26 protein-coding genes and 1 tRNA gene are annotated in these 24520 nt (G+C 67.8%); 13 read left to right on the top strand and 14 right to left on the bottom strand.

All coding sequences use genetic code 11. The annotated features are described in order from the left end of the window. The first annotated feature begins 71 nt into the window (after positions 1-71). The 3 genes from boxB to ACQY8B_RS23770 all read left to right on the top strand — a co-directional run bounded on the left by boxB (position 72) and on the right by ACQY8B_RS23770 (position 3372). Positions 72-1499 (top strand): benzoyl-CoA 2,3-epoxidase subunit BoxB, encoded by a 1428-nt coding sequence (gene boxB, locus ACQY8B_RS23780; RefSeq protein ID WP_422088962.1) that lies wholly within the window; start codon positions 72-74, stop codon positions 1497-1499. A gap of 132 nt (positions 1500-1631) precedes the next feature. Further along, a complete protein-coding gene (gene boxA, locus ACQY8B_RS23775) occupies positions 1632-2918 on the top strand; it encodes a benzoyl-CoA 2,3-epoxidase subunit BoxA (protein WP_422088961.1) in 1287 nt (428 codons plus the stop codon). A gap of 10 nt (positions 2919-2928) precedes the next feature. Further along, complete coding sequence (locus ACQY8B_RS23770) at positions 2929-3372, top strand: MaoC family dehydratase (protein ID WP_422088960.1); 444 nt, start codon at positions 2929-2931, stop codon at positions 3370-3372. 70 nt (positions 3373-3442) lie between these two features. Here the strand turns inward: ACQY8B_RS23770 and ACQY8B_RS23765 are convergent, their stop codons facing one another. Continuing rightward, positions 3443-3850 (bottom strand): adhesin, encoded by a 408-nt coding sequence (locus ACQY8B_RS23765; protein ID WP_422088959.1) that lies wholly within the window; start codon positions 3848-3850, stop codon positions 3443-3445. Between the two features lie 222 nt (positions 3851-4072). Here ACQY8B_RS23765 and ACQY8B_RS23760 point away from each other — a divergent pair, with 222 nt between their 5' ends. The 3 genes from ACQY8B_RS23760 to ACQY8B_RS23750 all read left to right on the top strand — a co-directional run bounded on the left by ACQY8B_RS23760 (position 4073) and on the right by ACQY8B_RS23750 (position 5574). Then, a complete protein-coding gene (locus ACQY8B_RS23760; RefSeq protein ID WP_422088958.1) occupies positions 4073-4534 on the top strand; it encodes an RrF2 family transcriptional regulator in 462 nt (153 codons plus the stop codon). Beyond that, complete coding sequence (locus ACQY8B_RS23755; RefSeq protein ID WP_422088957.1) at positions 4524-5435, top strand: NAD(P)/FAD-dependent oxidoreductase; 912 nt, start codon at positions 4524-4526, stop codon at positions 5433-5435. Before ACQY8B_RS23760 ends, ACQY8B_RS23755 begins: the two co-directional genes overlap by 11 nt. A gap of 63 nt (positions 5436-5498) precedes the next feature. Further along, positions 5499-5574 (top strand) — tRNA-Gly (locus tag ACQY8B_RS23750). A gap of 77 nt (positions 5575-5651) precedes the next feature. On the opposite strand, the gene ACQY8B_RS23745 is transcribed toward ACQY8B_RS23750, so the two are convergent. The 9 genes from ACQY8B_RS23745 to ACQY8B_RS23705 all read right to left on the bottom strand — a co-directional run bounded on the left by ACQY8B_RS23745 (position 5652) and on the right by ACQY8B_RS23705 (position 13306). Further along, on the bottom strand, positions 5652-6692 hold the full coding sequence (locus tag ACQY8B_RS23745) for an RNA ligase (ATP) (protein ID WP_422088956.1): 1041 nt from the start codon (positions 6690-6692) through the stop codon (positions 5652-5654). Positions 6693-6807: 115 nt separating this feature from the next. Further along, complete coding sequence (locus tag ACQY8B_RS23740) at positions 6808-6948, bottom strand: hypothetical protein (protein WP_422088955.1); 141 nt, start codon at positions 6946-6948, stop codon at positions 6808-6810. 66 nt (positions 6949-7014) lie between these two features. Then, the gene (fahA, locus tag ACQY8B_RS23735) at positions 7015-8340 is read right to left on the bottom strand and encodes a fumarylacetoacetase (RefSeq protein WP_422088954.1); all 1326 of its coding nucleotides are present in this window, start codon (positions 8338-8340) and stop codon (positions 7015-7017) included. Positions 8341-8350: 10 nt separating this feature from the next. Continuing rightward, positions 8351-9157 carry a cyclase family protein gene (locus ACQY8B_RS23730; protein WP_081267321.1) on the bottom strand — a complete coding sequence of 269 codons (807 nt, stop codon included), beginning with the start codon at positions 9155-9157 and terminating at the stop codon, positions 8351-8353. 47 nt (positions 9158-9204) lie between these two features. Next, the gene (locus ACQY8B_RS23725) at positions 9205-9993 is read right to left on the bottom strand and encodes an ABC transporter permease (protein ID WP_422088953.1); all 789 of its coding nucleotides are present in this window, start codon (positions 9991-9993) and stop codon (positions 9205-9207) included. Continuing rightward, positions 9990-10760 carry an ABC transporter permease gene (locus tag ACQY8B_RS23720; RefSeq protein ID WP_422088952.1) on the bottom strand — a complete coding sequence of 257 codons (771 nt, stop codon included), beginning with the start codon at positions 10758-10760 and terminating at the stop codon, positions 9990-9992. The genes ACQY8B_RS23725 and ACQY8B_RS23720 overlap by 4 nt, the downstream gene beginning before the upstream one ends. Then, the gene (locus tag ACQY8B_RS23715; protein ID WP_422088951.1) at positions 10753-11610 is read right to left on the bottom strand and encodes an ABC transporter ATP-binding protein; all 858 of its coding nucleotides are present in this window, start codon (positions 11608-11610) and stop codon (positions 10753-10755) included. Before ACQY8B_RS23715 ends, ACQY8B_RS23720 begins: the two co-directional genes overlap by 8 nt. After that, positions 11607-12569, bottom strand: coding sequence for an ABC transporter substrate-binding protein (locus ACQY8B_RS23710; RefSeq protein WP_422088950.1), 963 nt, complete (start codon positions 12567-12569; stop codon positions 11607-11609). Before ACQY8B_RS23710 ends, ACQY8B_RS23715 begins: the two co-directional genes overlap by 4 nt. After that, on the bottom strand, positions 12566-13306 hold the full coding sequence (locus ACQY8B_RS23705; RefSeq protein ID WP_422088949.1) for a TetR family transcriptional regulator: 741 nt from the start codon (positions 13304-13306) through the stop codon (positions 12566-12568). The genes ACQY8B_RS23710 and ACQY8B_RS23705 overlap by 4 nt, the downstream gene beginning before the upstream one ends. A gap of 100 nt (positions 13307-13406) precedes the next feature. Here ACQY8B_RS23705 and ACQY8B_RS23700 point away from each other — a divergent pair, with 100 nt between their 5' ends. Further along, positions 13407-15410 (top strand): acetoacetate--CoA ligase, encoded by a 2004-nt coding sequence (locus tag ACQY8B_RS23700; protein WP_422088948.1) that lies wholly within the window; start codon positions 13407-13409, stop codon positions 15408-15410. 31 nt (positions 15411-15441) lie between these two features. Then, positions 15442-15864, top strand: coding sequence for a YbaY family lipoprotein (locus ACQY8B_RS23695; protein ID WP_422088947.1), 423 nt, complete (start codon positions 15442-15444; stop codon positions 15862-15864). Between the two features lie 9 nt (positions 15865-15873). Here the strand turns inward: ACQY8B_RS23695 and ACQY8B_RS23690 are convergent, their stop codons facing one another. Further along, complete coding sequence (locus ACQY8B_RS23690; protein WP_422088946.1) at positions 15874-17805, bottom strand: adenylate/guanylate cyclase domain-containing protein; 1932 nt, start codon at positions 17803-17805, stop codon at positions 15874-15876. A gap of 192 nt (positions 17806-17997) precedes the next feature. Further along, positions 17998-18708 carry a 2OG-Fe(II) oxygenase gene (locus ACQY8B_RS23685; protein ID WP_422088945.1) on the bottom strand — a complete coding sequence of 237 codons (711 nt, stop codon included), beginning with the start codon at positions 18706-18708 and terminating at the stop codon, positions 17998-18000. Between the two features lie 98 nt (positions 18709-18806). Between ACQY8B_RS23685 and ACQY8B_RS23680 the strand changes: the two genes are divergently transcribed. From ACQY8B_RS23680 to ACQY8B_RS23665, 4 genes are read left to right on the top strand one after another with little or no spacing between them, the layout of a single operon-like run. Continuing rightward, positions 18807-19157, top strand: coding sequence for a hypothetical protein (locus ACQY8B_RS23680; RefSeq protein ID WP_422088944.1), 351 nt, complete (start codon positions 18807-18809; stop codon positions 19155-19157). Continuing rightward, positions 19154-19969, top strand: a complete 816-nt coding sequence (locus ACQY8B_RS23675; RefSeq protein ID WP_422088943.1) for a zeta toxin family protein — start codon at positions 19154-19156, stop codon at positions 19967-19969. The genes ACQY8B_RS23680 and ACQY8B_RS23675 overlap by 4 nt, the downstream gene beginning before the upstream one ends. Then, on the top strand, positions 19966-20475 hold the full coding sequence (locus ACQY8B_RS23670; protein ID WP_422088942.1) for a GFA family protein: 510 nt from the start codon (positions 19966-19968) through the stop codon (positions 20473-20475). Before ACQY8B_RS23675 ends, ACQY8B_RS23670 begins: the two co-directional genes overlap by 4 nt. Positions 20476-20479: 4 nt before the next feature. Continuing rightward, positions 20480-21280, top strand: coding sequence for a 2-keto-4-pentenoate hydratase (locus ACQY8B_RS23665; protein ID WP_422088941.1), 801 nt, complete (start codon positions 20480-20482; stop codon positions 21278-21280). 19 nt (positions 21281-21299) lie between these two features. On the opposite strand, the gene ACQY8B_RS23660 is transcribed toward ACQY8B_RS23665, so the two are convergent. Together ACQY8B_RS23660 and ACQY8B_RS23655 are read right to left on the bottom strand one after the other, a co-directional pair. After that, on the bottom strand, positions 21300-22220 hold the full coding sequence (locus tag ACQY8B_RS23660) for an AraC family transcriptional regulator (protein ID WP_422088940.1): 921 nt from the start codon (positions 22218-22220) through the stop codon (positions 21300-21302). A gap of 6 nt (positions 22221-22226) precedes the next feature. After that, positions 22227-23129, bottom strand: coding sequence for a LysR substrate-binding domain-containing protein (locus tag ACQY8B_RS23655; RefSeq protein WP_422088939.1), 903 nt, complete (start codon positions 23127-23129; stop codon positions 22227-22229). 186 nt (positions 23130-23315) lie between these two features. Here ACQY8B_RS23655 and ACQY8B_RS23650 point away from each other — a divergent pair, with 186 nt between their 5' ends. Beyond that, positions 23316-24515, top strand: coding sequence for an acyl-CoA dehydrogenase (locus tag ACQY8B_RS23650; protein WP_258351965.1), 1200 nt, complete (start codon positions 23316-23318; stop codon positions 24513-24515). Positions 24516-24520: the final 5 nt, after the last annotated feature.

Genomic DNA, 24520 nt, shown 5'->3' with positions numbered 1-24520 from the left:
CCGGCAAAGCCGGTTCCGCAGCGTTTCTTGAACAGACATCTCTCCAGCAACCACTCGATAAAGGTTTCGCCATGAGCACGATCAACTACAGCGAGAAGATCCCCAACAACGTCAACCTCGGCGAAGACCGCACGCTGCAGCGCGCGCTCGAAGGCTGGCAGCCCAACTTCATCAACTGGTGGGACGACGTGGGCCCCGAGGGCTCGACCAACCACGAGGTGTACCTGCGCACGGCCGTGAGCGTCGATCCGCAGGGCTGGGCCCAGTTCGGCCACGTGAAGATGCGCGACTACCGCTGGGGCATCTTCCTGAACCCGGGCGATGCCAACCGCGAGATCCACTTCGGCGACCACAAGGGCGAGAAGGCCTGGCAGGACGTGCCCGGCGAGCACCGCGCCAACCTGCGCCGCATCATCGTGACGCAGGGCGACACCGAGCCCGCCTCGGTCGAGCAGCAGCGCCACCTGGGCCTGACCGCGCCCAGCATGTACGACCTGCGCAACCTGTTCCAGATCAACGTGGAAGAAGGCCGCCACCTGTGGGCCATGGTCTACTTGCTGCAAAAGCACTTCGGCCGCGACGGCCGCGAAGAGGCCGACGCGCTGCTGCAGCGCACATCGGGCGATGCCAACAACCCGCGCATCCTCGGCGCCTTCAACGAGAAGACGCCCGACTGGCTCGCGTTCTTCATGTTCACCTACTTCACCGACCGCGACGGCAAGTTCCAGCTGGCCGCGCTGGCCGAGAGCGCGTTCGACCCGCTCGCGCGCACCACGAAGTTCATGCTGACCGAAGAGGCGCACCACATGTTCGTGGGCGAGAGCGGCGTGTCGCGCGTCATCGCGCGCACCGCGCAGGTCATGAACGAGCTGAAGACCGACGACGCGCAGAAGGTGCGCGCGGCCGGCGCCATCGACCTGGGCACCATCCAGCGCTACCTGAACTTCCACTACAGCGTGACCATCGACCTGTTCGGCGCCGACCAGTCGAGCAACGCCGCCATCTTCTACAGCTCGGGCCTGAAGGGCCGCTATGAAGAAGGCAAGCGCGAGGACGACCACGTGCTCAAGGGCCAGACCTACAAGGTGCTGGAAGTGAAGGACGGCCAGCTCGTCGAGAAGGACGTGCCGATGCTCAACGCGCTGAACGAAGTGCTGCGCGACGACTTCATCAAGGATTCCGTGGCCGGCGTGAACCGCTGGAACAAGGTGCTCGAGAAGGCCGGCATCCCGACCCGCCTGAGCGTGCCGCACAAGGCCTTCAACCGCCAGATCGGCGCGCTCGCCGGCATCAAGATGTCGCCGGACGGCCGCGTGGTGAACGAGATCGAATGGGCCGCCAAGCGCGACGAATGGCTGCCGAGTTCCGAAGACTTCGCTTTCGTGGCATCGTTGATGGGCCGCGTGGTGGAGCCGGGCAAGTTCGCAGGCTGGATCTCGCCGCCGGTGATGGGCATCAACCGGCAGCCGGTCGATTTCGAGTACGTGCGTTTCGGTTGATTGGTATTTGGGTATTGCTCCTTCCCCCTCTGGGGGAAGGCTGGGATGGGGGCGAGCGGCGCGACCACGACAAGCGCCGCCTGCCTCCACCCAACCCTCCCCCAGAGTGGGAGGGCTCCAGGAGAAAAAGACATGGACATGGCCGTTGAAGCCGGAGTCATCAAGCAGCACCTGATCGACCCCGAGATCTGCATCCGCTGCAACACCTGCGAGGCCATCTGCCCCGTGAACGCGATCACGCACGACGACAACAACTACGTCGTGCGCGCGGACACCTGCAACGGCTGCATGGCCTGCATCTCGCCGTGCCCGACGGGCTCGATCGACAACTGGCGCACCATGCCGGTGGTGCGCGCGTATTCGATCGAGGAACAGTTCACCTGGGAGTCGCTGCCCGACGAACTCTCACCTGAGGAATTGGAAGCCGCCGGCGTGTCCGCCGACGCCGCGGGCGACCCCGCGGCCGCCTTGCCCGCACAGACGCAGGCCCAGGCGGCCGCCGAATCGGTGGAGCCGGTATTCAATTCGGCGCAGTACGGCGCCAGCGTGCCGCCGTGGTCGGCCGCGCATGCGTACACCAACCTGTTCCCTCCGAAGACCCCGACGACCGCCACCGTGGTCGGCAATTTCAATTGCACCGAAGCCGGCTTCGACAGCGAGACCCACCACATCGTGCTGGACTTCGGCGTGGTGCCGTTCCCGGTGCTCGAGGGCCAGTCGATCGGCATCGTGCCGCCGGGCATCGACGCCATCGGCAAGCGCCACCATGCGCGCCAGTATTCGGTGGCCAGCCCGCGCAACGGCGAGCGGCCCGGCTACAACAACGTGTCGCTCACCGTGAAGCGCGTGACCGAAGACCACGAAGGCGAACCGGTGCTCGGCGTTTGCTCCAACTACGTGTGCGACCTGAAGGTGGGCGACACGGTGCAGGTGGTCGGGCCCTTCGGCTCGTCCTTCCTGATGCCGAACCACCCCAAGTCGCACATCGTGATGATCTGCACCGGCACCGGCAGCGCGCCGATGCGCGCCATGACCGAGTGGCGCCGCCGGCTGCGCAAGAGCGGCAAGTTCGAGGGCGGCAAGCTGATGCTGTTCTTCGGCGCGCGCACGCAGCAGGAACTGCCGTACTTCGGCCCGCTGCAGTCGCTGCCCAAGGACTTCATCGACATCAACCTGGCGTTCTCGCGCACGCCGGGCCAACCCAAGCGCTACGTGCAGGACCTGATGCGCGAGCGCGCCGCCGACCTGGCCGCGCTGCTGAAGGACGGTGCCAGCCACTTCTACGTGTGCGGCCTCAAGAGCATGGAAGAGGGCGTGGTGCTCGCACTGCGCGACGTGGCAAAGGAAGCGGGGCTCGACTGGGACACCGTCGGCGCCGCCTTGAAGCGCGAAGGCCGCCTGCACCTCGAAACGTACTAAGCTGCGGCGGATGCAGTTCGCCGACTTCCATGCGGGCCAGGTCATCGAGGCCGGGCCTTACGTACTCACAGAAGCCGAACTCGTGCAGTTCGCGCGGGCCTACGATCCGCAGTGGTTTCACACAGACGCCGAAGCCGCGGCAGAAAGCTCTTTCGGCGGGCTGATCGCGAGCGGGTGGCACACCTGCTCCATCGCGATGCGGCTGGTGGTCGACGCGGTGCTGGCGGGCTCGGAGTCTTTCGCGTCTCCAGGGCTGAAGCACGTGCGCTGGCCCAACCCGGTGCGGCCCGGCGATGCGCTTCGCCTGGTGGCCGACGTGATCGAGGTGCGGCGCTCCGAGAAGCGGCCCACGCTCGGCATCCTGCGCTGGCGCTGGCGGCTGTTCAACCAGCGCGAGATGCTGGTGCTCGATGTCGAGGTCACCAGCCTGTTCAAGCTGAAGCCCGTCGACTGAGGCTTTCTCCTGACGAACAAAAAGGCCCGCCGCGCAATCAAGCGCCGCGGGCCTTTGACGTTGGTTTAGCTTACTTCTGGAGGTCGACCGCGCCCGAGCCCTGGGCCTTGCCGTTCGCCTTCACGCCCGCGGCGGGCGCCTTCACCGCACTGCCGGCCGAGCCGACAGCTCCGGTCGCGCCGTTGAGCGTGCCGCCCACGGTATTGGTCACGCCGCCTGCTGCATTCGTGGCACCGCCGAGCACGCCACCCACGGCATTGCCCGCGCCGCCTGCCGTGCTCCCGGTATTGGCCTTGGCTCCTGCATTGGCGCCGGCCGCTGTGCCCGCCTTGCCACCTGTGCCTGAACCGGATGCGTTCACGTCGGCATTGACGCCCGCGCCGACCCCGACGCCTTGCGCCTGGGCTGTTCCGCCGATGGCCAGCAGGCCTGCGAGCACGGCGCCGATCAGGATGCGGTTGTGTTGTTGTTGCTTCATGGGTGACTGTTCCTTTCGTAGCATGGTCACGTATCAAGGAGCGACCGGGGTTCGATCGATCCGGGTGCAACCATGGCCGGGCCGCCGTCTGTCGCCATGTGCGGCACAGTCGCCCACGCGTGTGGGACATGGCTGTCGGCGGGATCGGGGGCTCGAACGTTTGCGCGGCGCCCCAAGACCCCAGGATCCATCATGTCAAACACATGCAACTAATAATGTTGCATGAAACGAGACAGCAAGCTTTCAGGCGTTCTCCACGTGCTCTTGCACATGGCCGAAATGGACGGCCCCGTCACTTCCGAATTGCTCGCGGTCGCGATGCACACCAACCCGGTCGTCATCCGCCGGCTCATGGCCGGCCTGCGGCAGGCGGGTTTCGTGAGTTCGGCCAAGGGGCACGGCGGCGGGTGGGTGCTGTCTTGCTCGCTGTCGGCGGTCACGCTGGGCGACGTGCACAACGCCGTCGGCGCGCCCGCGCTGCTGGCCATGGGCAACCGCACCCAAAGCCCGGGCTGCATCGTCGAGCAGGCGGTGAACGCCGCGCTCGACGGCGTGTGCGAAGAGGCCGAGGCGCTGCTGCTTAGGCGTTTCAACAGCATCACGCTGGCCGATCTTTCCAAGGACTTTCATCGCCGCATGACAGGCGGCGGCTTCACTTCAAAGGACATTGAACATGCGCTATGACGTTCTGGTGGTGGGCGGCAGCTTTGCCGGCCTTTCAGCCGCGATGCAACTGGCCCGCGCACGCAGGAAGGTGTGCGTGGTCGACGCGGGCGCGCCACGCAACCGCTTCGCCGCCGCCTCGCACGGCTTCTTCGGGCAGGACGGCACGCCGCCGCTGGAGATGGTCGCCGATGCGCGCGCGAAGTTGCTCGCGTATCCGTCGGTCGATTTCATCCAGGGCAGCGTGACGGCAGCGCAGGCCGACGATGCCGGCGAAGCGGGAGGTTTCACGGTGACGCTGGACAACGGCGCGCAGCTGTCGACCCGCAAGCTGCTGCTGTCGTTCGGCGTGCAGGACGGCCTGCCCGACATTTCCGGCATTGGCCAGCGTTGGGGCAAGAGCGTGCTGCACTGTCCTTATTGCCACGGCTACGAGTTCGGCGACCGCCGGCTGGGTCTGCTGTTCCACGCCGGCGGCCCGCCGGACCATGCATTGCTGATCGCCGAGTGGGGCCCGACCACGCTCTTCCTGAACGGCAGCAAGGGCCCCGATGCGGAGGTTCGCGCCAGGCTGCAATCGCGCGGCGTGACTGTCGAGCCGGGGCGCATCGCCAGCCTGGAAGGCGCGGCCACGGACCTGGCCGGCGTGCGCCTCGAAGACGGCAGGCTCGTGCCGGTCGAGGCGCTGTTCGTGGCGCCGCACACGCGGCCTTCCAGTCCGCTGGCCGAACAGCTCGGTTGCGTCTTCGACGACGGCCCGATGGGCCGGGTGCTGCGCGTCGATGCCATGAAGATGTCGACGGTGCCCGGCGTCTACGCGGCGGGCGATCTTGCGATGGCGTTTTCCAACGCCACGCTGGCGTCTGCGGACGGGTTGATGGCAGGGGTGTCGATGCACCGGTCGCTGGTGTTCGGAGTCTGAAAGAACTTTTTTCTCGGATTCGGAAAAACCCGTCAAAAAGAACCCTATAATCTGAGGCTCGACGCGGGAGTAGCTCAGTTGGTAGAGCGCAACCTTGCCAAGGTTGAGGTCGAGAGTTCGAGACTCTTCTCCCGCTCCAACATTGCCGAAAAAGGCCACCCATCCGGGTGGCCTTTTTTCGTTGCGGCAAGCCTTTCCTGTGGCTTGCCCTCCTGCTCAACGGTCCGAGTGCTTCAGCAAGTAGCTGTTCGAGATCGCCTTGAACGACAGCCCGCCGTCCAGCCGCTTGAACACCACACCCTCGCGCGAGGTGTCCGGGTTCAGCGACGGCCCCTCGGCATAGGCCAGCACCTCGGTGGTCGATCCGCCGAAGCGCTCGAGCGTGGTCACTTCGAGCAGCGGCACGGTGCGAACCGTCGCCCCCAGTACGCGAAGCACGTCGATGACGGCGTTGCGCTCTTCCATGCCGCAGTAGGTGCCCCGGTCGATGTCGAACACGTCGAACACGTGGAACGCTTGCCCGCGCAGCTTCTCCGGGTTGCCCTGGATGCCCTCGCCGACGATCTCGCCCTGCAGCGCGAGGTTGCGGCCCAGCGTGGCCAGCGCTTCGAGCAGCCGGTCTTGCCGCGCCATGCGCCACAGGCTGTTGCCGGGGGTCTCGCGAAGCTGCCAGTTGCGTCCGCACACACCGAGCGCGCCTGCGTTGTGGAACACGGTCATGCTCGAACCGTCGAGCTTGACCGTGACTTCGAACGACTGCCCGTCATCGGCCGCGAGCACTTCGGGCAGGTTCTGGATGCGCTCCTGGTCGGTCTTGACGATGAATGCGGGAAACGCGCCTTCCACCTCGCCCGACAGGCACGCCGGGATCACCGGCTCCCACTTGCCGACGCCGAACAACTCGGCCCAGTCACGTTGGCGAAGCGCCGGATCGGCCAGCGCGAGTGCGTCGATCTCGGCGAATTGCGACAGCGGCAGGATCAGCCCTTGCGAGATCTGCCCGCGCAGCTTCATCGTGCGCAGCCGCACGCCGCGCTGCCCGTTCCAGGTGATGGCCGACTTCTCGAGAAAGGCGAATCGCGGATCGTCGAGCGGCAGGAACGCGTCGATCTCGAAGAAGACGCCCCGGTCGCCGGCAGCGAACTCCCCCTTCTTGGTGACGACGGTCCAGCCTTCGACGACGGCGCATTCGATCGCGTCGGCCCCGGGAATGGGGCGGACGGCATCGACAGTGCGAACGGTGACAAGCTTGCGCATGGTTTTTTCTCCCTGTGGTTGATTGATGATGAACTGACGGTGACGCAAAAAAGAAAAAGGCCCGGAACCATTCGGTGTCCGGGCCTCTTGTGAAAGAGTGTCGAAGAGGTGCGCGCTATGCGCTGCCTCCGCCCGGTGGCGTGTGTTCGCCTGCCTGATGCAGGTTCGTTGCATGGTCGATGCCGTACGCGAATGTGCCGCCCGATGCGGGGCAGAAGATGCGGCAGATGTTGGCGTTGACCGATGCGGCGTTCACGATGAAGCTCCCGGTGAAGGTGTACGTTTCGAAGGAGGCGGACTGTAAAGAGTATTTACTTGAGCGTCAACCTCTGGCCGGCAACACCGTGCCGCGGCTCTCGCCGAACCCGATGCGCGCATGCCCCGGCTTCTCGCACCAGCCGCGCAGCAGCACTGCGTCGCCGTCTTCGAGAAAGCCGCGCTGCTCGCCGTTGGCCAGCGTCACCGGGTTCTGCGCCGCGCGCGTCAGCTCGATGATCGCGCCGGCCTCGCCGGGGCCCGGCCCCGAGATCGTGCCGCTGCCGAACAGGTCGCCGGGGTTCAGGCTGCAGCCGCCCATGGTGTGGTGCGTCACCATCTGCGCCACGCTCCAGTACTGGTGCTTGAAGCTGGTGGACGACAGGCGCGACGGCCCGGTCTTTTCCTTGCGTGCCTTCTCACTTTCGAGCCAGACCTCCAGGCGGATGTCGAGCGCGCCGCTCTCGCGGTTCGCCGCGTTCTCCAGATAGGCAAGCGGCTGGGGCTCGTCGGCCGGCCGGGTCCATGCTTGCCGGTAGGGCGCGAGCGCTTCCATCGTCACGATCCACGGCGAAATCGTGGTCGCGAAATTCTTCGCGAGGAACGGCCCGAGCGGCGCCATCTCCCAGAACTGGATGTCGCGCGCCGACCAGTCGTTGAGCAGGCAGATGCCGAAGATGTGCTCCTCCGCGCGCTCCAGCGCTATGGGCTCGCCCTGCGCATTGCCGGTGCCGATCCACACGCCAAGCTCCAGCTCGTAGTCGAGCCGCGCGCAGGCCTGGTACGTGGGCGCCTTCGCGCCGGGCGCCATCGACTGCCCCATCGGCCGGTGAAAGCGCTGGCCGCTCACGCCGATGGTCGACACGCGCCCGTGGTACGCCGTTGGGATCCAGCGGAAGTTGGGTGTCACGTCGCCGTCGGGGTTCATCAGGCGGCTGATGTTCAGCGCGTGATCGATGGAGGTGTAGAAGTCCGTGTAGTCGCCGATGCGCGCGGGCACGGTGTATTCGGCATCGGCCTGCGGCACGAGGCATTCGCGCACCGCCTGCACCGTGGCGACTGGCGCATCGTTCTTCATCAGGTCGAAGAGCGCATGGCGCAGCGCCTTCCACGCGGCGGCGCCGAGCGCGAAGAAGTCGTTCAGCGCAGGCTGCGCGGCCGCGCGTGCCGCATGCAGCGCGAGGTCCTCGAGCTGCTCGCGAGTGGCCAGCGCCGCGAGGTCAAGCACCTGGTTGCCGATGGCGACGCCGCCGCGAAACGCCTCGCTGCTTCCCGCGCGGCGGAACACCGCATGCGGCAGGTTCTGGATCGGAAAGTCGCTGCCCGCCGCATTGGCGGATTCGACCCAGCTGCGCGCATGAACGTCGTGCGTGTGGTTGAGTGCAATGCTCATGAACAGACCCTCACACCGAAGCCATCAGTGCGTCGTCGAAGATGGCAACCGCGCGTGTCCAGCCCGCCGACGCACCGCGGATCTTGTGCGGAAAGCAGCTGATGAAGAAGCCGGTGGGCGGCAGCGCCTCCAGGTTGTGCAGCTTCTCGATGTGGCAGTAGCCGATGTCGCGCCCGGCCTTGTGGCCTTCCCAGATCAGCGATGCATCTTGCGTCTCGCCGTATTTCTTGGCGGTGTGCACGAAGGGGGCGTCCCAGCTCCATGCGTCGGTGCCCGTGAGGCGCACGCCGCGCTCCAGAAGGTACATCGTCGCTTCGTAGCCCATGCCGGCGCCGGCCGACACGTAGTCGGGGTTGCCATAGCGCGAACCGGCGCGCGTGTTGACCACCACGATCTCCAGCGGGCTCAGCGTGTGGCCGATGCGCTTGAGCTCGGCCTCGACGTCCGCGGCGGTCACCACGTAGCCGTCGGCGAAATGCCGGAAGTCGAGCTTCACGCCGGGCTGGAAGCACCACTCGAGCGGCACGTCATGGATGGCGATGGCGGGCTTCTTCTCGCCCAGCGCCTTGTCCATGGTCGAGTGGAAGTGATAGGGCGCATCGAGGTGCGTGCCGTTGTGCGTGGACAGCTGCACCAGCTCCACGGCCCAGCCCTCGCCGTCGGGCAGGTCTTCCTTCTTCAGGCCCGGAAAGAAAGGCTCGATCTGCTCGTAGGTCTGCTCGTGCGTGAAGTACTGGATCTTGGGCGCGAAGGCCGGCGGATCGGACAGCACGTCGTTCTCCAGGAAGATCGACAGGTCGACGAATTTGCGTGGCATGAGAACTCCTTGTGGGGTGTTGATGTTGGTGTTGGAAGACGAAGGAATCAGGGGTGCTGCCAGCGCAGCAGGCGTTGCTCCGCAAAGGCCAGCAGCGCATTGCTCGCGAAGCCGATGAGCCCCAGCAGCACGATGCCCGCGAACAGGTCGCTGGCGCGGAAGGCGCGCGCCGCCAGCAGGACGGCCTGGCCCAGGCCGCTTTGCGAGGCGATCATTTCGCCTACCACCGCGACGATGAGCGCAATGGTCAGCGCCAGCCGCATGCCGGCCAGGATGTCGGGCATGGCGTTGGGCAGGCCCATCTTCCAGATGTACGCCGCGCGCGACATCTGCAGGCAGCGCGCCACTTCCGACAGGCGCGGCTCCACCGCCGCGAAGCCGTGCACCGTGGCCAGCAGCACCGGCCACATCGCGCCGAAAGCGACCACGAAGAGCACCATGCCGGGGTTCAGGCCGAAGATCGAAACCGCCAGCGGCAGCAGCGCGGAAGCTGGCAGGGGGCGGATGAACTCCAGCGTCGGCTGCACCCACGCGCGCACCGAGGGCGAAACGCCGATGGCCGCGCCCAGCAGCACGCCGAACAGCGAGGCCAGCAGCCAGCCTTCGATCATCCGGCCCACCGTGGCCTGCGTGAAGCCGAGCAGTTCGCCGTTGCCGCCGGTGCCCGAGAGATTCAGCCCTTCGAGCAGGCTTGCGAACGTGGCCTGCGGCGTGGGCAGGAACACGCGGCTGACCCAGCCGGCATTGCTTGCCACCCACCATAGCGCGACCAGCGCCAGCAGCACGCCGAGCGAGCCGAGCCAGTTCAGGTGCGAGGGTTTGTCGCGGCCGTTCATGCCTGCACCCCCATGCGCCGCGCCACCACGCGCTGCAACAGCAGCATGCCGGCGTTGATTGCGAAGCCCACCACGCCGATCCAGCCCAGCCAGGCGAGCATCAGTGCGGGGTCGAAGCTCTGCTGCGCGATCATCATCGCGTAGCCCATGCCGTTGGGGTTGGCCGCGATCTCCACCGTCACGGCCACCACCAGCGCCACCGCCACCCCCAGCCGCAGCGCGACGAACAGGCGCGGCACGATGGCCGGCAGCACGATCTTGAAGGCCCGCTCGCGCGCCGACAGCCCCAGCACGCGGCTCACCTCGAGCAGCCGGGGCTCGACCTGCTGCACGGCCGCCTGCACCAGCACCAGCAGCGGCCAGAAGGTGGCAAAGGCGACGATCGCCAGCTCCATGCGCACGCCGAAACCGAAGCCCAGCATCGCGAGCGGAATCAGCGCGACCGAAGGCACCGGGCGCAGCACCTCGATGGACATCGATCCGAGCTGCGCCGCACGGCGCGAGAGCCCGAGCACCAGGCCCAACGCAATGCCGAGCACCGCGCCCAGCAGCAGGCCCAGCGCGGCGGTGCCCAGCGTGAAGCCGGTGGCCTGCCAGAGCGAGCCGTCCATCGCGGCGCCGGCGAAAGCCTTGGCCGCGGCGCTCGGCGGCGCGAGCGAGTCGCTGCCCAGGGCAGCCGCGCGGCGCGCATACCACTCGAAGAGGCCGATCAGCAACGCAGGAAACACCCACGGCCGCAGCCAGCGGAAGAAGCCGCGCTCAGTCATGGCCCTGCTCGATGAAGGCGAACAGCTCGCGCCGCAGGCGCAGGTATTCCGGATGCTCCTTGGTGGTGAGCTGGTCGCGCGGCCTCGGGATCTTCACGTCGATCATCCGCGCGAGGCTGGGCCGGCCCGGGCCGGGGTTGGCCTGCAGCGCGATCACGCGGTCGCCGAGGTAGATGGCTTCTTCCAGGTCGTGCGTGACGAACAGCACCGTGAGACCGTCGTCGCGCACGAGCCGCGCCAGTTCGTCCTGCAGGCTCTGCCGTGTGAGCGCATCCAGCGCGCCGAAGGGCTCGTCCATCATCATCAGCTCGGGCCTCTGCGCGAGGCAGCGGGCAATCTGCGCGCGCTGCTGCATGCCGCCCGACAGCTGCATCGGGAACTTGTGCGCATGCCTGGCGAGGCCGACCTTGCCCAGCACATCGGCAATGCGCGGCGCGCGTTCGGCCGACGGCACGCCGGCGGCTTCCAGCGCCAGGCTTACGTTGCCTTCCACCGTGCGCCAGGGCAGCAGCGCGCGGCCGTAGTCCTGGAACACGAAGGCCACTTCGCGCGAGGGCTCGGTCATCTTCACGCCGTTGCGCCGCACCTCGCCCGCGCTGGCAGTGACGAGCCCGCTGGCTGCGCGCAGCAGCGTGGTCTTGCCGCAGCCGCTGGGGCCGACGATGCAGACGAATTCGCCGCGCGCCACGTCGAACGAGGTGGGCGACAGGATCTCTCGGCCGCCGAGGCGGATGGTCACGCCGTCGAAGCGCAGGAAGGGAGTGGCTTGCATCGCGGGGCCGGCTGGCGATTTGAATGCGCCGGCCGACAGCGCGGCGCGCGCGGTGACAGGGGCGGGCGCGGAGATCACTTGGCCACCAGCTTCGCCACGTCGATGTTCGTCTTGAGCATGTCCTGCTCCTTCATGAGCCCGGTCCAGTAGGCGAGCTGCTTCTCGGTCACCAAGGGGCCGGGCGGCGAAACCTGCACCTTGGCCAGCACCTCGGGCGGCAGCTTGATGTATTTGCCGATGGCCGCGCGCACCTTCGCGTCGTTCTTCGGCTGCTGCATGAACGCGGCCGCTTCCACCAGCGCCTCGCGGAACGCACGCGCCGCCACCGGGTTCTTCGCCACCCACTCGCGCTTGGCCGCATGCACGATGGTCTGGTTGTTCTCGGGCAGGAAAGTGGAGTAGTACGAGGCCACGTAGCCCGCGCCGCTCTCGGTGATGCGGCTCATGAACGGGTCGGCCGACACCACCGCGTCGACCGAGCCGCCGCGCAGCAGGTCGGCATGCTGCGGGAATGCGGCCTCCACGAAGTTGACCTTGCGGTAGTCCACGCCGCTGTCCTTCAGCCATGCGCGGAAGGTCACGTGCAGGAAGGCGCCCAGGCCCGGCACGCCGATCTTCTTGCCCACGCAGTCCTGCGGACTCTTGATGCCCGAACCCGCGCGCGCCACCAGGCCGAAGCCGGTGATGTTCTTCGAGGTAAGCCCGCCGCCGGCCACCAGCACCAGGTCGAGGCCGCCGTCCACCGCCTGCAGGAACACAGAGGGCGTGGGCCCGCCGATCTGCAGCGAGTCGGACTGCAGCGCCGCCGGGATGGTCGAGTTCAGCGGAATGAACTTGAGTTCGACATCGAGGCTGCGCTTCTTGAAGCAGCCCTCTTCGGCCGCCACGAACACCGATGCGAAATCGGTCACGGCCGTGTAGCCGAATACGATTTTCGTGGCGGACTGAGCGAACGCGGGCAGCGTGGCGGCGGCCGATGCGGCAGCGAGCGCCGACAGCAGCAGGGTGCGCCGTTTCACCGGGGTCTTCGTCATCATGTCTTCTGTCTCCGTGGGGTGGTTTTCGTGGTTGGGGTCCTGGCCGCCTTCGGGCGAGGCAGCGCGGCGCGCAGGCCGCCGACGATGAAGCTCACGAGCATCGGCGCCACGGCCGGGTCGGCGCGCTTGTTCTCGCCGCGCGAGAGCCGCTCGATGCGGCTGTCGTTCAGGTGGTGCAGCAGCGAGCCCAGCGCGAACTGGTAGCCCCAGGCGACCTGGCTGCGCGTGGCGTGCGGCAGCGCGATGTGCAGCGCGTCGATGTAGGCCTCGGCCAGCGGGTCGAAGTAGCCGCGCAGCACGCGGTCGGCTTCTTCGGTCGCGTGGTACAGCTCGCGCGCCACCAGCAGCGCGTAGTACTCGCCCTCGGCGCTCGCGCGCAGCGCCAGCACCGGCGCGGTGAAGGCTTCGATGATGCGCGGCAGGGTGCGCACGTCCTCGGGGTCGAGGGTCAGGGCGGCCAGGCCGGCGAGCCGCTCCTCGATGGTGTGGCCCCAGTGTTCGAAGATGGCGTGAAACAGCTCGTGCTTCTGGCCGTAGTAGTAGCCCACCAGCGCCAGCGGCACGCCGGCTTCCTCGGCGATCTGGCGGATCGTGACCACGTGGTAGCCGTGCCGCGCAAAAAGCTTCTCGGCCGCCAGCAGGATGGCGTGCTTGCGGTCGGGGCGGACAGTCTCGGCGGCTGCAGGTGCCGCGGCGCGCAAGGCGCCACGCCTGGTGGTCGGTGTGCGGGTGCTCATCGGGGCGTATTGAACGCTTGTACAAAAAACTTGAACACGCGTACAAACCCTGAGGTCAACCCCGATTGAGAGCGGTCGTGCGCGGCGCTACGCTTGCAGGATGCCCGCCCCCAACATTCCCCAGATCCGCCTCTACCAGAACTGGCTGCGCGAGAAGCGCGGCCTCTCCTTCGACAGCTACGACGCGCTGTGGCGCTGGTCCGTCACCGAGCTCGACGCCTTCTGGCGCAGCATCTGGGACTACGCCGCCATCCAGTCGCCCACGCCGCTCGCGCCCGGCGCCACCGTGCTGGCCGAGCGCCGCATGCCCGGCGCGAGCTGGTTCCCCGGCGCCCAGGTCAACTACGCGCGCGAGGTGCTGCGCCACGTCGATGCGGCCCATGCGGCCGGCATGCCCGCGATCGTGAGCGACAACGAGCGCGGTGACGTGCGCGAACTGTCGTGGCCCGAAATGCGCCGCCAGGTGGCGTCGGTCGCGCTCACGCTCAAGGCGCTGGGCGTGCGTCGCGGCGATCGCGTCGCGGCCTACCTGCCCAACGTGCCCGAGACCATGGTCGCCTTCCTCGCGTGCTCCAGCATCGGCGCGATCTGGAGCGTGTGCGCGTCCGACATGGGCACCGCCGCCGTGGCCGACCGCTTCCGCCAGATCGAGCCCAAGGTGCTGATCGCGGTGGACGGCGTGCACTACGGCGGCAAGCCGCTCGATCGCAGCGCGGTGCTCCAGGAGCTGCGCGGCCAGCTGCCCAGCGTGAAGAAGCTGGTGCTGGTGAAGTCGCCCTTCGCCGCCAACGCGGTGCCGCACGACATCGACTGGTCGCGCGCCATCGGCCGCTACGACGACGAGGTCAACGCCTTCGAACCCGAATGGCTGCCCTTCGACCATCCGATCTGGATCGTCTACTCCAGCGGCACCACCGGCCTGCCCAAGCCCATCGTGCACGGGCAGGGCGGCATCATCCTCACCATGCACGCCTGCGGCCTGCACAACGACGTGGGCGCGAGCTACGGCGCCAACAACCTCGGCGAGCGCTACCACTGGTACAGCTCCACCGGCTGGGTCATGTGGAACTCGCAGCTCTCGGGCATGGCTTTCGGCGCCACCATCTGCATCTACGACGGCAACCCGGCGGGCAGCAAGGAGAAGCCCGACTGGAGCGTGCTGTGGCGCTTCGTCGCTCGGCACAAGGTCACCTTCTTCGGCGCGGGCGCGGCCTACTTCACCAACTGCATGAAGGCCGGCCTCGTCGCGAAAGACTGCGGCGACCTGTCGGCCGTGCGCGCGCTCGGCAGCACCGGCTCGCCGCTGCCGGAGGAAGTGCAGCGGTGGGGCTCGCGGCAGATCCTCGACGCGGGCTCCCCCGACGTGTGGTGGTGCAACATCTCCGGCGGCACCGACTTCTGCGGCGCCTTCGTCGGCGGCAACCGCGACCTGCCCGAGGTGCCGGGCCAGATGCAGTGCCGCGAGCTCGGCCATGCCGTGGAGGCCTGGAACGACGACGGCCAGCCCGTCATCGGCGAGGTGGGCGAACTTGTGTGTACCCAGCCTATTCCGTCGATGCCGCTGTACTTCTGGGGCGACGAGGGCAATGCGCGCTACCTGTCGAGCTACTTCGACACCTACCCCGGCGTCTGGCGCCACGGCGACTGGATCAAGATAGGCATCGACGGCGGCTGCGTCATCTACGGCCGCAGCGACGCCACCATCAACCGCCAGGGCCTGCGCATGGGCACCAGCGAGATCTACAGCGCGGTCGAGGGCCTGCCCGAGGTGCTCGATTCGATGGTGGTCGACCTCGAGTACCTGGGCCGCGACAGCTACATGCCGCTGTTCGTGGTGCTGCGCCCGGGCGTGGCGCTCGACGATGCCATGCGCACGCGGCTGAACAACGCCATCAAGACTTCGCTGTCGCCGCGCTTCGTGCCCAACGACATCTTCCAGGTGGCCGAGATCCCGCGCACGCTCTCCGGCAAGAAGCAGGAACTGCCGATCAAGAAACTGCTGCTGGGGCAGCCGCTGGAGAAGGTGGTCAACCGCGAGGCGATGGCAAACCCCGGAAGCCTCGAGTGGTATGTGGCCTTCGCCGCGGAGCGTGCCTCCGCATAATGGGCGGATGAAAAGACGTACCAGCCTCCTCATGTTTTCCGCCGTGGCAGGCGCTTCTTTGCTGGGTGCCTGCGCGGCGCCCTCGTCGTCCGGCGCGGCCGCTGGCGCCTCGCAGTTGCGTGTGACCGGCACCGTCGCCTACCGCGAGCGCATCGCGCTCGACCCCGCGGCCGAGATCGTGGTGCAGCTGCTCGACGTGTCGCGAATGGACGCGCCATCGACCGTGCTGGCCGAGCAGCGCTTCAAGGCCGACGGCAGGCAGCCGCCGTTCGCCTACGAGCTGAAGGTGGACGCGGCCCGCATCGATCCGCGCATGCGCTATGCCGTGTCGGCGCGCATCTCGCGCGGCGACCAGCTGCTGTTCATCAACGACACGCAGTACTCGGTGCTCACGCAGGGCAGCGGCACCAGCGCCAACCTGGTGCTGGTGCGCGTCACCCAGGCGCCGCGTTAGAGCGGGTCGCTACGAAGTCATCAGCTCGTAGAGCACCATGCGCGTCTGCCGGCCGCGCAACTCCACGAGCTCCTCGATGCGGCGCGTGTGCAGCCGGCCCCGCAGGCCCGCGAACGTCACCTCCGACATCAGCACCTGCGTGCCCAGTTGCTTGTTGATGCCCTCGATGCGGCTCGCCACGTTGATCGCGTCGCCGAACGCGGTGTAAGACAGCCGGTCGTTCGAGCCCAGCACCCCCGCGATCACCATGCCCGTGTGAATGCCCACGCGCGTGCGGAACTCCGGCAGGCCCTGCTCTTGCCACCGGCGGTTGAGTTCGTCCATTTCCACGTGCAGCTCGAGGGCCGCCAGGCAGGCCTTGTACTCCGCGTCGGGCAGATCGGCGGGCGCGCCCCAAAGCACCATGATGCCGTCGCCCATGAACTTGTCGATCACCCCGCCGTGCCGCGCGAACACCGCCGTCGCGAGGTTGAAGTACTCGGTCAGCATGCCCACCAGCACGTCGGTGTCGAGCGACTCCGAAATGGAGGTGAAGCCCTCCACGTCGGTGAAAGTCACCGTCACCCGGCGCGGCGAGCCGTTGGGCGCCAGCGCATGGCCGTCGGCGACCAGCTGGTTGATGACATCCACCGGCACGAACTTGCTGAAGGCCTTGAGGCTGCGCGCGGAGTCGTCCAGCGCCTGGTCCAGGTGCTGGATCTCGAGCACGCGGCTGGGCTCGCGCGGCAGGTTGTCCAGCTCCAGCAGGCCGATGCGCCGCGCGATGTGCGAGAGGTTCTCCACCGGCGATGTCACCAGCTTCGACAGCTTGAGCGACATGAACAGCGCGACCGCCAGGAAGGCCAGCGCGAGCAGCACGCTCAGCAGCACCGCTTGCCGCAGGTCGCCCAGCAGGACGTCTTCGGGCACCCAGCTCACCAGCTGCCAGCCCGTGCTGGGAATGAACGAGGTCTGCACCAGGTAGCTGCGCCCTTCGTGGGTGAAGGAAAACGCGGTGTCGTGGCTGCTGCCCGCGGTGCCGTCGGCCAGCATGTGGGCATGCAGCGCGCCGAGCACGCCCGACGGTGCTTCCAGCTTGTGAAGCACGCCCGGATGGTCGCTGCGCGCCAGCACGCGGAAGTCGGCGCTCAGAAGGGCGCTGTCGCCGTGGCCGATGCTGCTGCTGAACTGCTGCACGAACCCCGACAGGCGTCCCAGCGACACGTCTCCCGCCACTACCAGCGCCTGCGTGCCGCCCTCGGCATAGCGCCGCTTGCCGGGCAGCGCGTAGGTCACGCCCAGTTCCTGCGCGGCGGCAAATACATAAGGCTGCGTCCAGACCGGCCCCTGCGCCTTGCGGGCCTGCACGTACCAGCTGCGCTGCGTCGGGTCGTAGCTGCTGCGCAGGGTCTCGACGCGCTGCGTGGCGTAGCGGTCTTGCGCGTCGGCTTCGGCCGAGGGCGGCGGCTTGTAGTGCCAGGTCTCGGAGGTGAACTGCGGGCCGCGCTCTATATGGCGCATGGCGGGCGTGGGGTAGCGCAGGGCCATCAGCATCTGGCCGGCTTCGTTGGCCACGTAGATGCTGTCGAGCTCGGGCGATTGCGCCAGCAGCGTCCACAACAGTTCCGACGTTCTCTCGGACTGCTCGCCCGCGGGCCGCAGGCTGGGGGCGCTGCCCGCCGCGTCGATCACCGACTCGGCCTTCTGCAGGAAGGCCAGCACCTTGTCCTCGGTGCGGTCGTGGTTGGCCTTGTGTGCGGAAGTGCCGATGCGCGAAACCAGCCGCTGTGACCCCCAGTAGCCCAGCGACACCAGCAGCAGCGACTGCGTGAGCGCCACCGCACTGACGATGGTGCCCACGTCCACCCTGAAGTGCCGCGAGCGCCTCGATGGTTGTGCCGCGGCGGATTCGAAAGGCGGCTTTCCCGCCACACCCGGATTCCCGGACGAGTTCTTGTTCATACAGCTCCCTGACGACCACTCGAACACACCCGCGCCACTAAAGGCGCGGATCGGCATCCGGCGAGTCCACGGCCCCGATCGTTGGTGTCGGGGATCCTGGCGGGTGCCTGATGCGGTGGCGATTTTCGCCGGTCTTGGCTGTGGTTGCGGCCGTTTCGCACAAGTAGAACGACCGTTCGGGAAAGCCCTCGTTCAGCGCGCGTCGTGGAAGATGATGCCCAGCGTGTGCCTTCGACCCGAGCGCAGGCGGCTCACGCCGTGGCGCATCGTCACGCGGTAGCTGCCGCGCGTGCCCGGCACGGGCCGCTGGTCGACCGCGAAGATCACCGCCTCGCCCAGCGCGAGCGAGACGACTTCGGCGCGCGACTGCATGCGCGGGCGCTGCTCGGTCAGCACGAACTCGCCGCCGGTGAAGTCTTCGCCCGGCTGGCTCAGCAGCGCAGTGAGCTGCAGCGGAAACTGCAGGTCGCCGTAGAGGTCCTGGTGCAGGCAGTTGTAGTCGCCTTCCTGGTAGCGCAGCAGCAGCGGGGTGGGGCGCAGCTGGCCCGCGGCATGGCAGCGTGCGAGATAGCTGGCGTGGTCCGGCGGGTAGTCGGCGGGCTGGCCCATCGCGGCGGCCCAGGCATTGGCCAGCGGCGCGAGGCGTTCGTACAGCGCGCCGCGCCACGCGGCCAGCTTGGCCGGCAGCGGGTTCGCGAAGTACTGGTACTCGCCCTGGCCGAAGCCGTGGCGCTGCATGACGACGCGGCTGCGGAAGTGGGCGGGGCGGTCGTACATCGCCGCGAGCGCGGCGCACTCCTTCGGCGTGAACAGCACGCCGGTGGTGGCGCAGCCGCGGGTGGCGAGTTCGGTTTCGATGCGGGGCCAGTCGAGCGCTTCGACAAGAGAGGCGGGGGTTGTCATGCGCGCAGTGTCCGGCTCCGGCAGTGCCGGCGCTCGCCGTTTCCGGACACGGGTCCGCGGCATGCACCGCGCCGCTCTTTTTGAGCGATCATCCGGCCATGGCAAGAGAAAAGACGACGAGCGCGCGTGCAAGCGCCACGGGGCAACTGGTGCAGGGCCGCTCGGTTGCGACGCTGGGGCGCGGCATGGCGCTGGTGAAGGTCGGCAAGGCATCGCGGCCTGTGGTGCGCCCCGAAGACAACACGACGGTGCTGCTGAAGAAGGCGGCCCGTGCGCTCAACAAGCCCGGCATCGACAGGTCGGTGGTCTTTCGCGGACCCAACGCCGCCAGGATATTCGCCTACTACGCCTACCCGCAGGACCCGAGCAAGGTCATCCGCGAGTCCGCCGACGGCACCCAGGTGATCGGCCGGCTGGTCGACGGCAGGTTCCGCGCGAGCAAGGCGTGAGCCGCCGCCCGCCCAGCCTCGAGAAGCTGCTCGAGCAGACGCAGGGCCCGCGCCCGGTGGCGTTCGTGCTTGCCGGCCACAACGGCTCCGGCAAGTCCACGCTGTGGTACTCGCGGCTGGCCGCGTCGCTGCGGCTGCCGCTCATCAACGCCGACCGCATGATGATGTCGATCCTGCCGGATGCCGACCCCAGGACGGGGCACATCCCGCTCTGGGCCCAGCAGCTGCGCGACGACGACCAGAAGTGGCAGATCCTGTCGCAGGAAGGCGTGCGCGCCTTCAAGAGCCTGGTGATGGACCAGCGCATGCCGTTCGCGTTCGAGACGGTCTTCTCCCACTGGAAGCCGCTGCCGGGCGGCGGCCATGAGTCCAAGGCGGACGACATCCGCGCGATGCAGCAGGCGGGCTACTTCGTCGTGCTGCTCTTCGTCGGCCTGGTGTCGGTGGACATGTCCGTCTTTCGCGTGAGCACCCGCAAGCAGCAGGGCGGCCACGACGTGGACCGCAGAAAGCTGGTCGAGCGCTTTCCCCGCACGCAGGCAGCGGTCGGCCATGCGGCGCAGATTGCGAACATGACGCTCATGTTCGACAACAGCCGCTCCGAGAAAGACGCTTTCGCGCTGGTGCGGGCGCAGGCGAAGAAGTCGGTTCTCTTCGACGCGCGCGATCCGCAGTTCAAGGTCGATCCTCAACTCCGTGCCGTGTGCGATCCGTGGCTGGAGAAGGTGACCGGGCCTTTCAAGCCGCGGCGCGTTTCGCCGGCGAAGAAGAAAATTCCACCGCAACAACCACAGGGCCGCAGTACCCCATGAGCACCACCTCGAATCCATCCCCCGACCAAGCCGGCGACGACTGGCAACTCCCCTGGGCCGGCGGCTGCCGCTGCGGCCAGGTGCGCCTGCGCATCAGCGCGCCGCCGCTGCTGTCGATGGCATGCCATTGCACCGGCTGCCAGGCCATGAGCGCGAGCGCCTTCTCGCTCTCGCTCGCCATTCCCGCGCAGGGCTTCGAGGTGGTGTCGGGCGAGCCGGTCGTCGGCGGACTGCACGGTGCCGATTCGCACCACTTCTTCTGCCCGCATTGCAAGAGCTGGATGTTCACGCGCACCGAGGGCCTCGACTACTTCGTCAACCTTCGCCCGTCGATGCTCGACCGGCACGGCTGGGTCGAGCCCTTTGTCGAAACCTGGACCGACGAGAAGCTGCCCTGGGCCACGACGCCCGCGAAGCACAGCTTCGGTGCCTTGCCCGCAATGGATGCCTTTCCGGCGCTGATCGAGGCCTACGCCCTGGAAGGTGCCCGGCCCGCAAAGAACTGATGCCATGACCCCGCAAGCCGTTCTCGAGCACTACGACCATGGGCTGCCGTGGCCCGCCGATCGCGCACTCCCCATAGCTGCCAGCGTCGACGCCGCCTACCAGCAGGCGCTGGCCTTGCGCGCGCTTCGCACCGCTCGCGGAGAGCGGCCCGTCGGCTACAAGATCGGCTTCACCAACCGCACGATCTGGCCCCGCTACGAGGTCTATGCGCCCATCTGGGGCACCGTGTGGCACACGACGCTCACACGCAGCAGCGGTGGCACCGCCGAGCTGAGCCTGGACAAACTCTGCCAGCCGCGCCTGGAGCCGGAAATCGTGTTCGGCATGGCCGCGACACCGCCGCAGGGTGCCACGCTGGAAGAACTCTTCGGCTGCATTGCGTGGCTCGCACCGGGTTTCGAGATCGTGCAGTCGCACCTGCCCGGCTGGAAGTTCACCGCCGCCGACACCGTGGCCGACGGCGGCCTGCATGCGCGCCTGCTGGTCGGGCGTGAGACGCCGGTCGGCCATTTCGCCAGCAGCGCCCAGGCGCTGGACGGCCTGCTCGGCCGCACCCGCGTGAGGCTCTACCGTGGCGATGCACTCGTCGAAGAAGGCAAGGGCGTCAACGTGCTCGACGGCCCGCTGCATGCCTTGCACCACTTCAACCAGGAACTGCAGCGCTGCCCCGGCGCGCCGGCGTTGATGCCCGGCGACGTGGTCACCACCGGCACGTGGACCGATGCCTGGCCGCTGGAACCTGGGCAGTCCTGGCGCGCCGAGTTCGACGCGCCCTTCGATTCGCTCGGCATCGCGCTGCGTTAGCAGCAGTTCCCGCCGTCATTCAAAGCGGCGCGATGGGAATGCAGATGTCGCATTCGAATGCGCCGGTCTTCTCGTCGAATGCGCCGCACGGCGAATAAAGCTCGAACGCCGGCCGGCCGTCGAACTGGAAGCCGCTGGCCGGCAGCCAGTCGCGCAGCAGGCGGGTCCAGGCGGCGTTGATCTCCGGCGGCACGCCGTAGAACTTCAGTGCCGCATAGCGCCCGCCGGGCAGCACCGTCTTCTGGAAGCCGCCGTCGGGCACGAAGTCTTCCGGCACTTCCACGCCTGCGTCGTAGCGCGAATGCTCCGGCGCGGTGATGCTCGGGTCGTCGTGGCTGATGCCGTAGCGCGGATGCGACCACAGGTCGTGCGCGGTGATCCACGGCGCCACCTTCGTGCTCCAGAAGGCGCCCACCGGCGCGCCGAACGGGCCCACGTAGCGCAGGTAGGCAATGGTGACGGGCGGGCGGGTGATGAGTTCGACGTTCATGGGCGTTGCCTCCGTTGGCGCGATGTCGCGCGGCGAAGGCCCATTCTTCGTGAAGCCATGCAAAGCGATCTGATCAGGATTGCTTTCCGCGTCGGCCAGCGTCCAGCGGTGCGTTGTGCGCCATGCGGTCGGCGAACTGCCGAAGCGCGCACGGAAGGCCCGCGAAAACGCCTCGCCCGAGCCGAAGCCCACCGACAGCGCGGCGTCGAGCACCGTCACGCGCGGCTGCGTCGCCAGCCGCAGCGACGCTACCTCCACCCGGCGCCGGCGGATGTAGTCGCCCAGCGTCTCGCCGGCCCATGCCGCGAACAGCCGGTGAAAGTGATACGCGGAGAAATGCGCCACGTCGGCCAGCGCCGCCAGTTCGAGCGGCTCGTCGAGGTGGTCGTCGATGTGCGTCAGCACCTTGTGCATGCGCCATTCGTACTCGGAGCGGTGGTCGCGCGGCATGCCCGTTCAGCCTTGCCGCGCCTGCCCGAGCAGCCAGTCGCTGAAGAACTTCAAAAGCGGGCGCTGGTCCGCGCGCTCCGGCGTGACGAGGTAGTAGTTGCGCTCGCCCGACAGGGGCCGCGCGCATGCCACCACTAGCTCGCCGCGCGCCAGTTCGTCGGCCACCAGCATCGTCGGCATCAGCGCCACGCCAAGGCCATGGGACGCGGCGGCCGCGAGGATGGAGAACAGTTCGTAGCGCGGCCCGCCGCGTGCGTTGGGCGCATCGATCTGCTGCGCGTCGAACCACTGGCGCCAGCCGTCGGGCCTGGTGCTCTGCTGCAGCAGCGGCATCTTCGCGATGGCTGCCGGGGTCACGGCCTTGCCGCGCGGCAGCAGGGCGGGGCTGCACACCGGCACCACGTCTTCGTGCATCAACAGCAGCGCATGCGTGCCGGCCCAGTTCTCGACCTGCGCGGGCGTGCCGGCATAGAGCGCGGCGTCGAACTCGGCATCCGCGAACAGGAAGGGGCGGGTGCGCGTTTCGATGTGCACCACCACGTCGGGCTGCAGCGCCGCAAAACCCTTCAGGCGCGGCATGAGCCAGCGGGTGGCGAAGGTGGGCACTGCCGCCAGCGAGAGCGAGCCGCCCTCGCCCTGGTGCGCCATTGCGTCGAGCGTGTCGCGCTCCATGGCCTCGAGCCGCTTGGCCGTCTGCCGCGCATAGGCCGCGCCGCTGGCGGTGAGCGCCACGCCGTGCCGCGTGCGGCGGAACAGCGCCACGCCCAGGAAGGCTTCGAGCGTGCTGATCTGGCGCGACACCGCGCTCTGGGTGAGGGCAAGCTCCTGCGCGGCGCGCGTGTAGCTCTCGTGGCGCGCGGCGGCGTCGAAGCACACCAGGGTCTGCAGGGGCGGGATCTTGCGGCGCATGTATGCCTGGAAAGTATGAATGGAACGCAGCGCTTTCCAATGAAGACGCTGCCCGGACATCTTGCAAGACATTCTACAAACGCATATCTGGGTGAGGAATCCTCGTTTGCGTCATGGCTCCCGCGTGGCTAGGATCGACCGATCCCCCTCTTTTTGTTTTCTTCCCCCTTCTCCGGAGACAGCCACATGGCCGCCAAAGCGCAATTCCACTGGGACGACCCCCTTCTTCTCGACCAGCAACTGACCGACGAAGAACGCATGATCCGCGACGCGGCCAATGCCTACTGCCAGGAGCGCCTGGCGCCCCGCGTCATCGAAGGCTTCCGCACCGGCGAGACCGACCCGGCCATCTTCCGCGAGATGGGCGCGCTCGGCCTGCTCGGCCCGACCATCCCCGAACAGTACGGCGGCCCCGGCCTCAACTACGTGGCCTACGGCCTGATCGCCCGCGAAGTCGAGCGCGTCGATTCGGGCTACCGCTCGATGGCCAGTGTGCAGAGCTCGCTGGTGATGGTGCCTATCTTCGAATTCGGCACCGAAGCGCAGAAGCAGAAGTTCCTGCCCAAGCTCGCCACCGGCGAATGGATCGGCTGCTTCGGCCTGACCGAACCCGACCACGGCTCCGACCCCGGCAGCATGGCCACGCGCGCCAAGAAGGTGCCGGGCGGCTACTCGCTCAGCGGCTCGAAGATGTGGATCAGCAACTCGCCCATCGCCGACGTGTTCGTGGTGTGGGCCAAGGAAGTCAGCGAAAGCGGCACGGTCGGCCCCATTCGCGGCTTCGTGCTCGAGAAGGGCATGAAGGGCCTGAGCGCTCCGGCCATCCACGGCAAGGTCGGCCTGCGCGCCAGCATCACCGGCGAAATCGTGATGGACGGCGTGTTCTGCCCCGAAGAAAACGCCTTCCCCGAAGTGCAAGGCCTGAAGGGCCCCTTCACCTGCCTGAACAGCGCCCGATACGGCATCTCGTGGGGTGCCCTGGGCGCCGCCGAAGACTGCTGGCACCGCGCCCGCCAGTACACGCTGGACCGCAAGCAGTTCGGCCGCCCGCTCGCAGCCAACCAGCTCATCCAGAAGAAGCTGGCCGACATGCAGACCGAAATCACGCTGGGCCTGCAAGGCAGCCTGCGCCTGGGCCGCATGAAGGACGAGGGCATTGCCGCGGTCGAAATCACCTCGATCATGAAGCGCAACAACTGCGGCAAGTCGCTGGACATCGCCCGCATGGCGCGCGACATGATGGGCGGCAACGGCATCAGCGACGAATTCGGCGTGGCACGCCACCTGGTGAACCTGGAAGTGGTCAACACCTACGAAGGCACGCACGACATCCACGCGCTCATCCTGGGCCGCGCCATCACCGGCATCGCGGCGTTCGCGAACTGATCGAA

This window comes from Variovorax sp., from assembly GCF_965279555.1.
Lineage (GTDB): Bacteria > Pseudomonadota > Gammaproteobacteria > Burkholderiales > Burkholderiaceae_C > Variovorax.
This window is presented reverse-complemented; position numbering and strand designations above follow the sequence as displayed.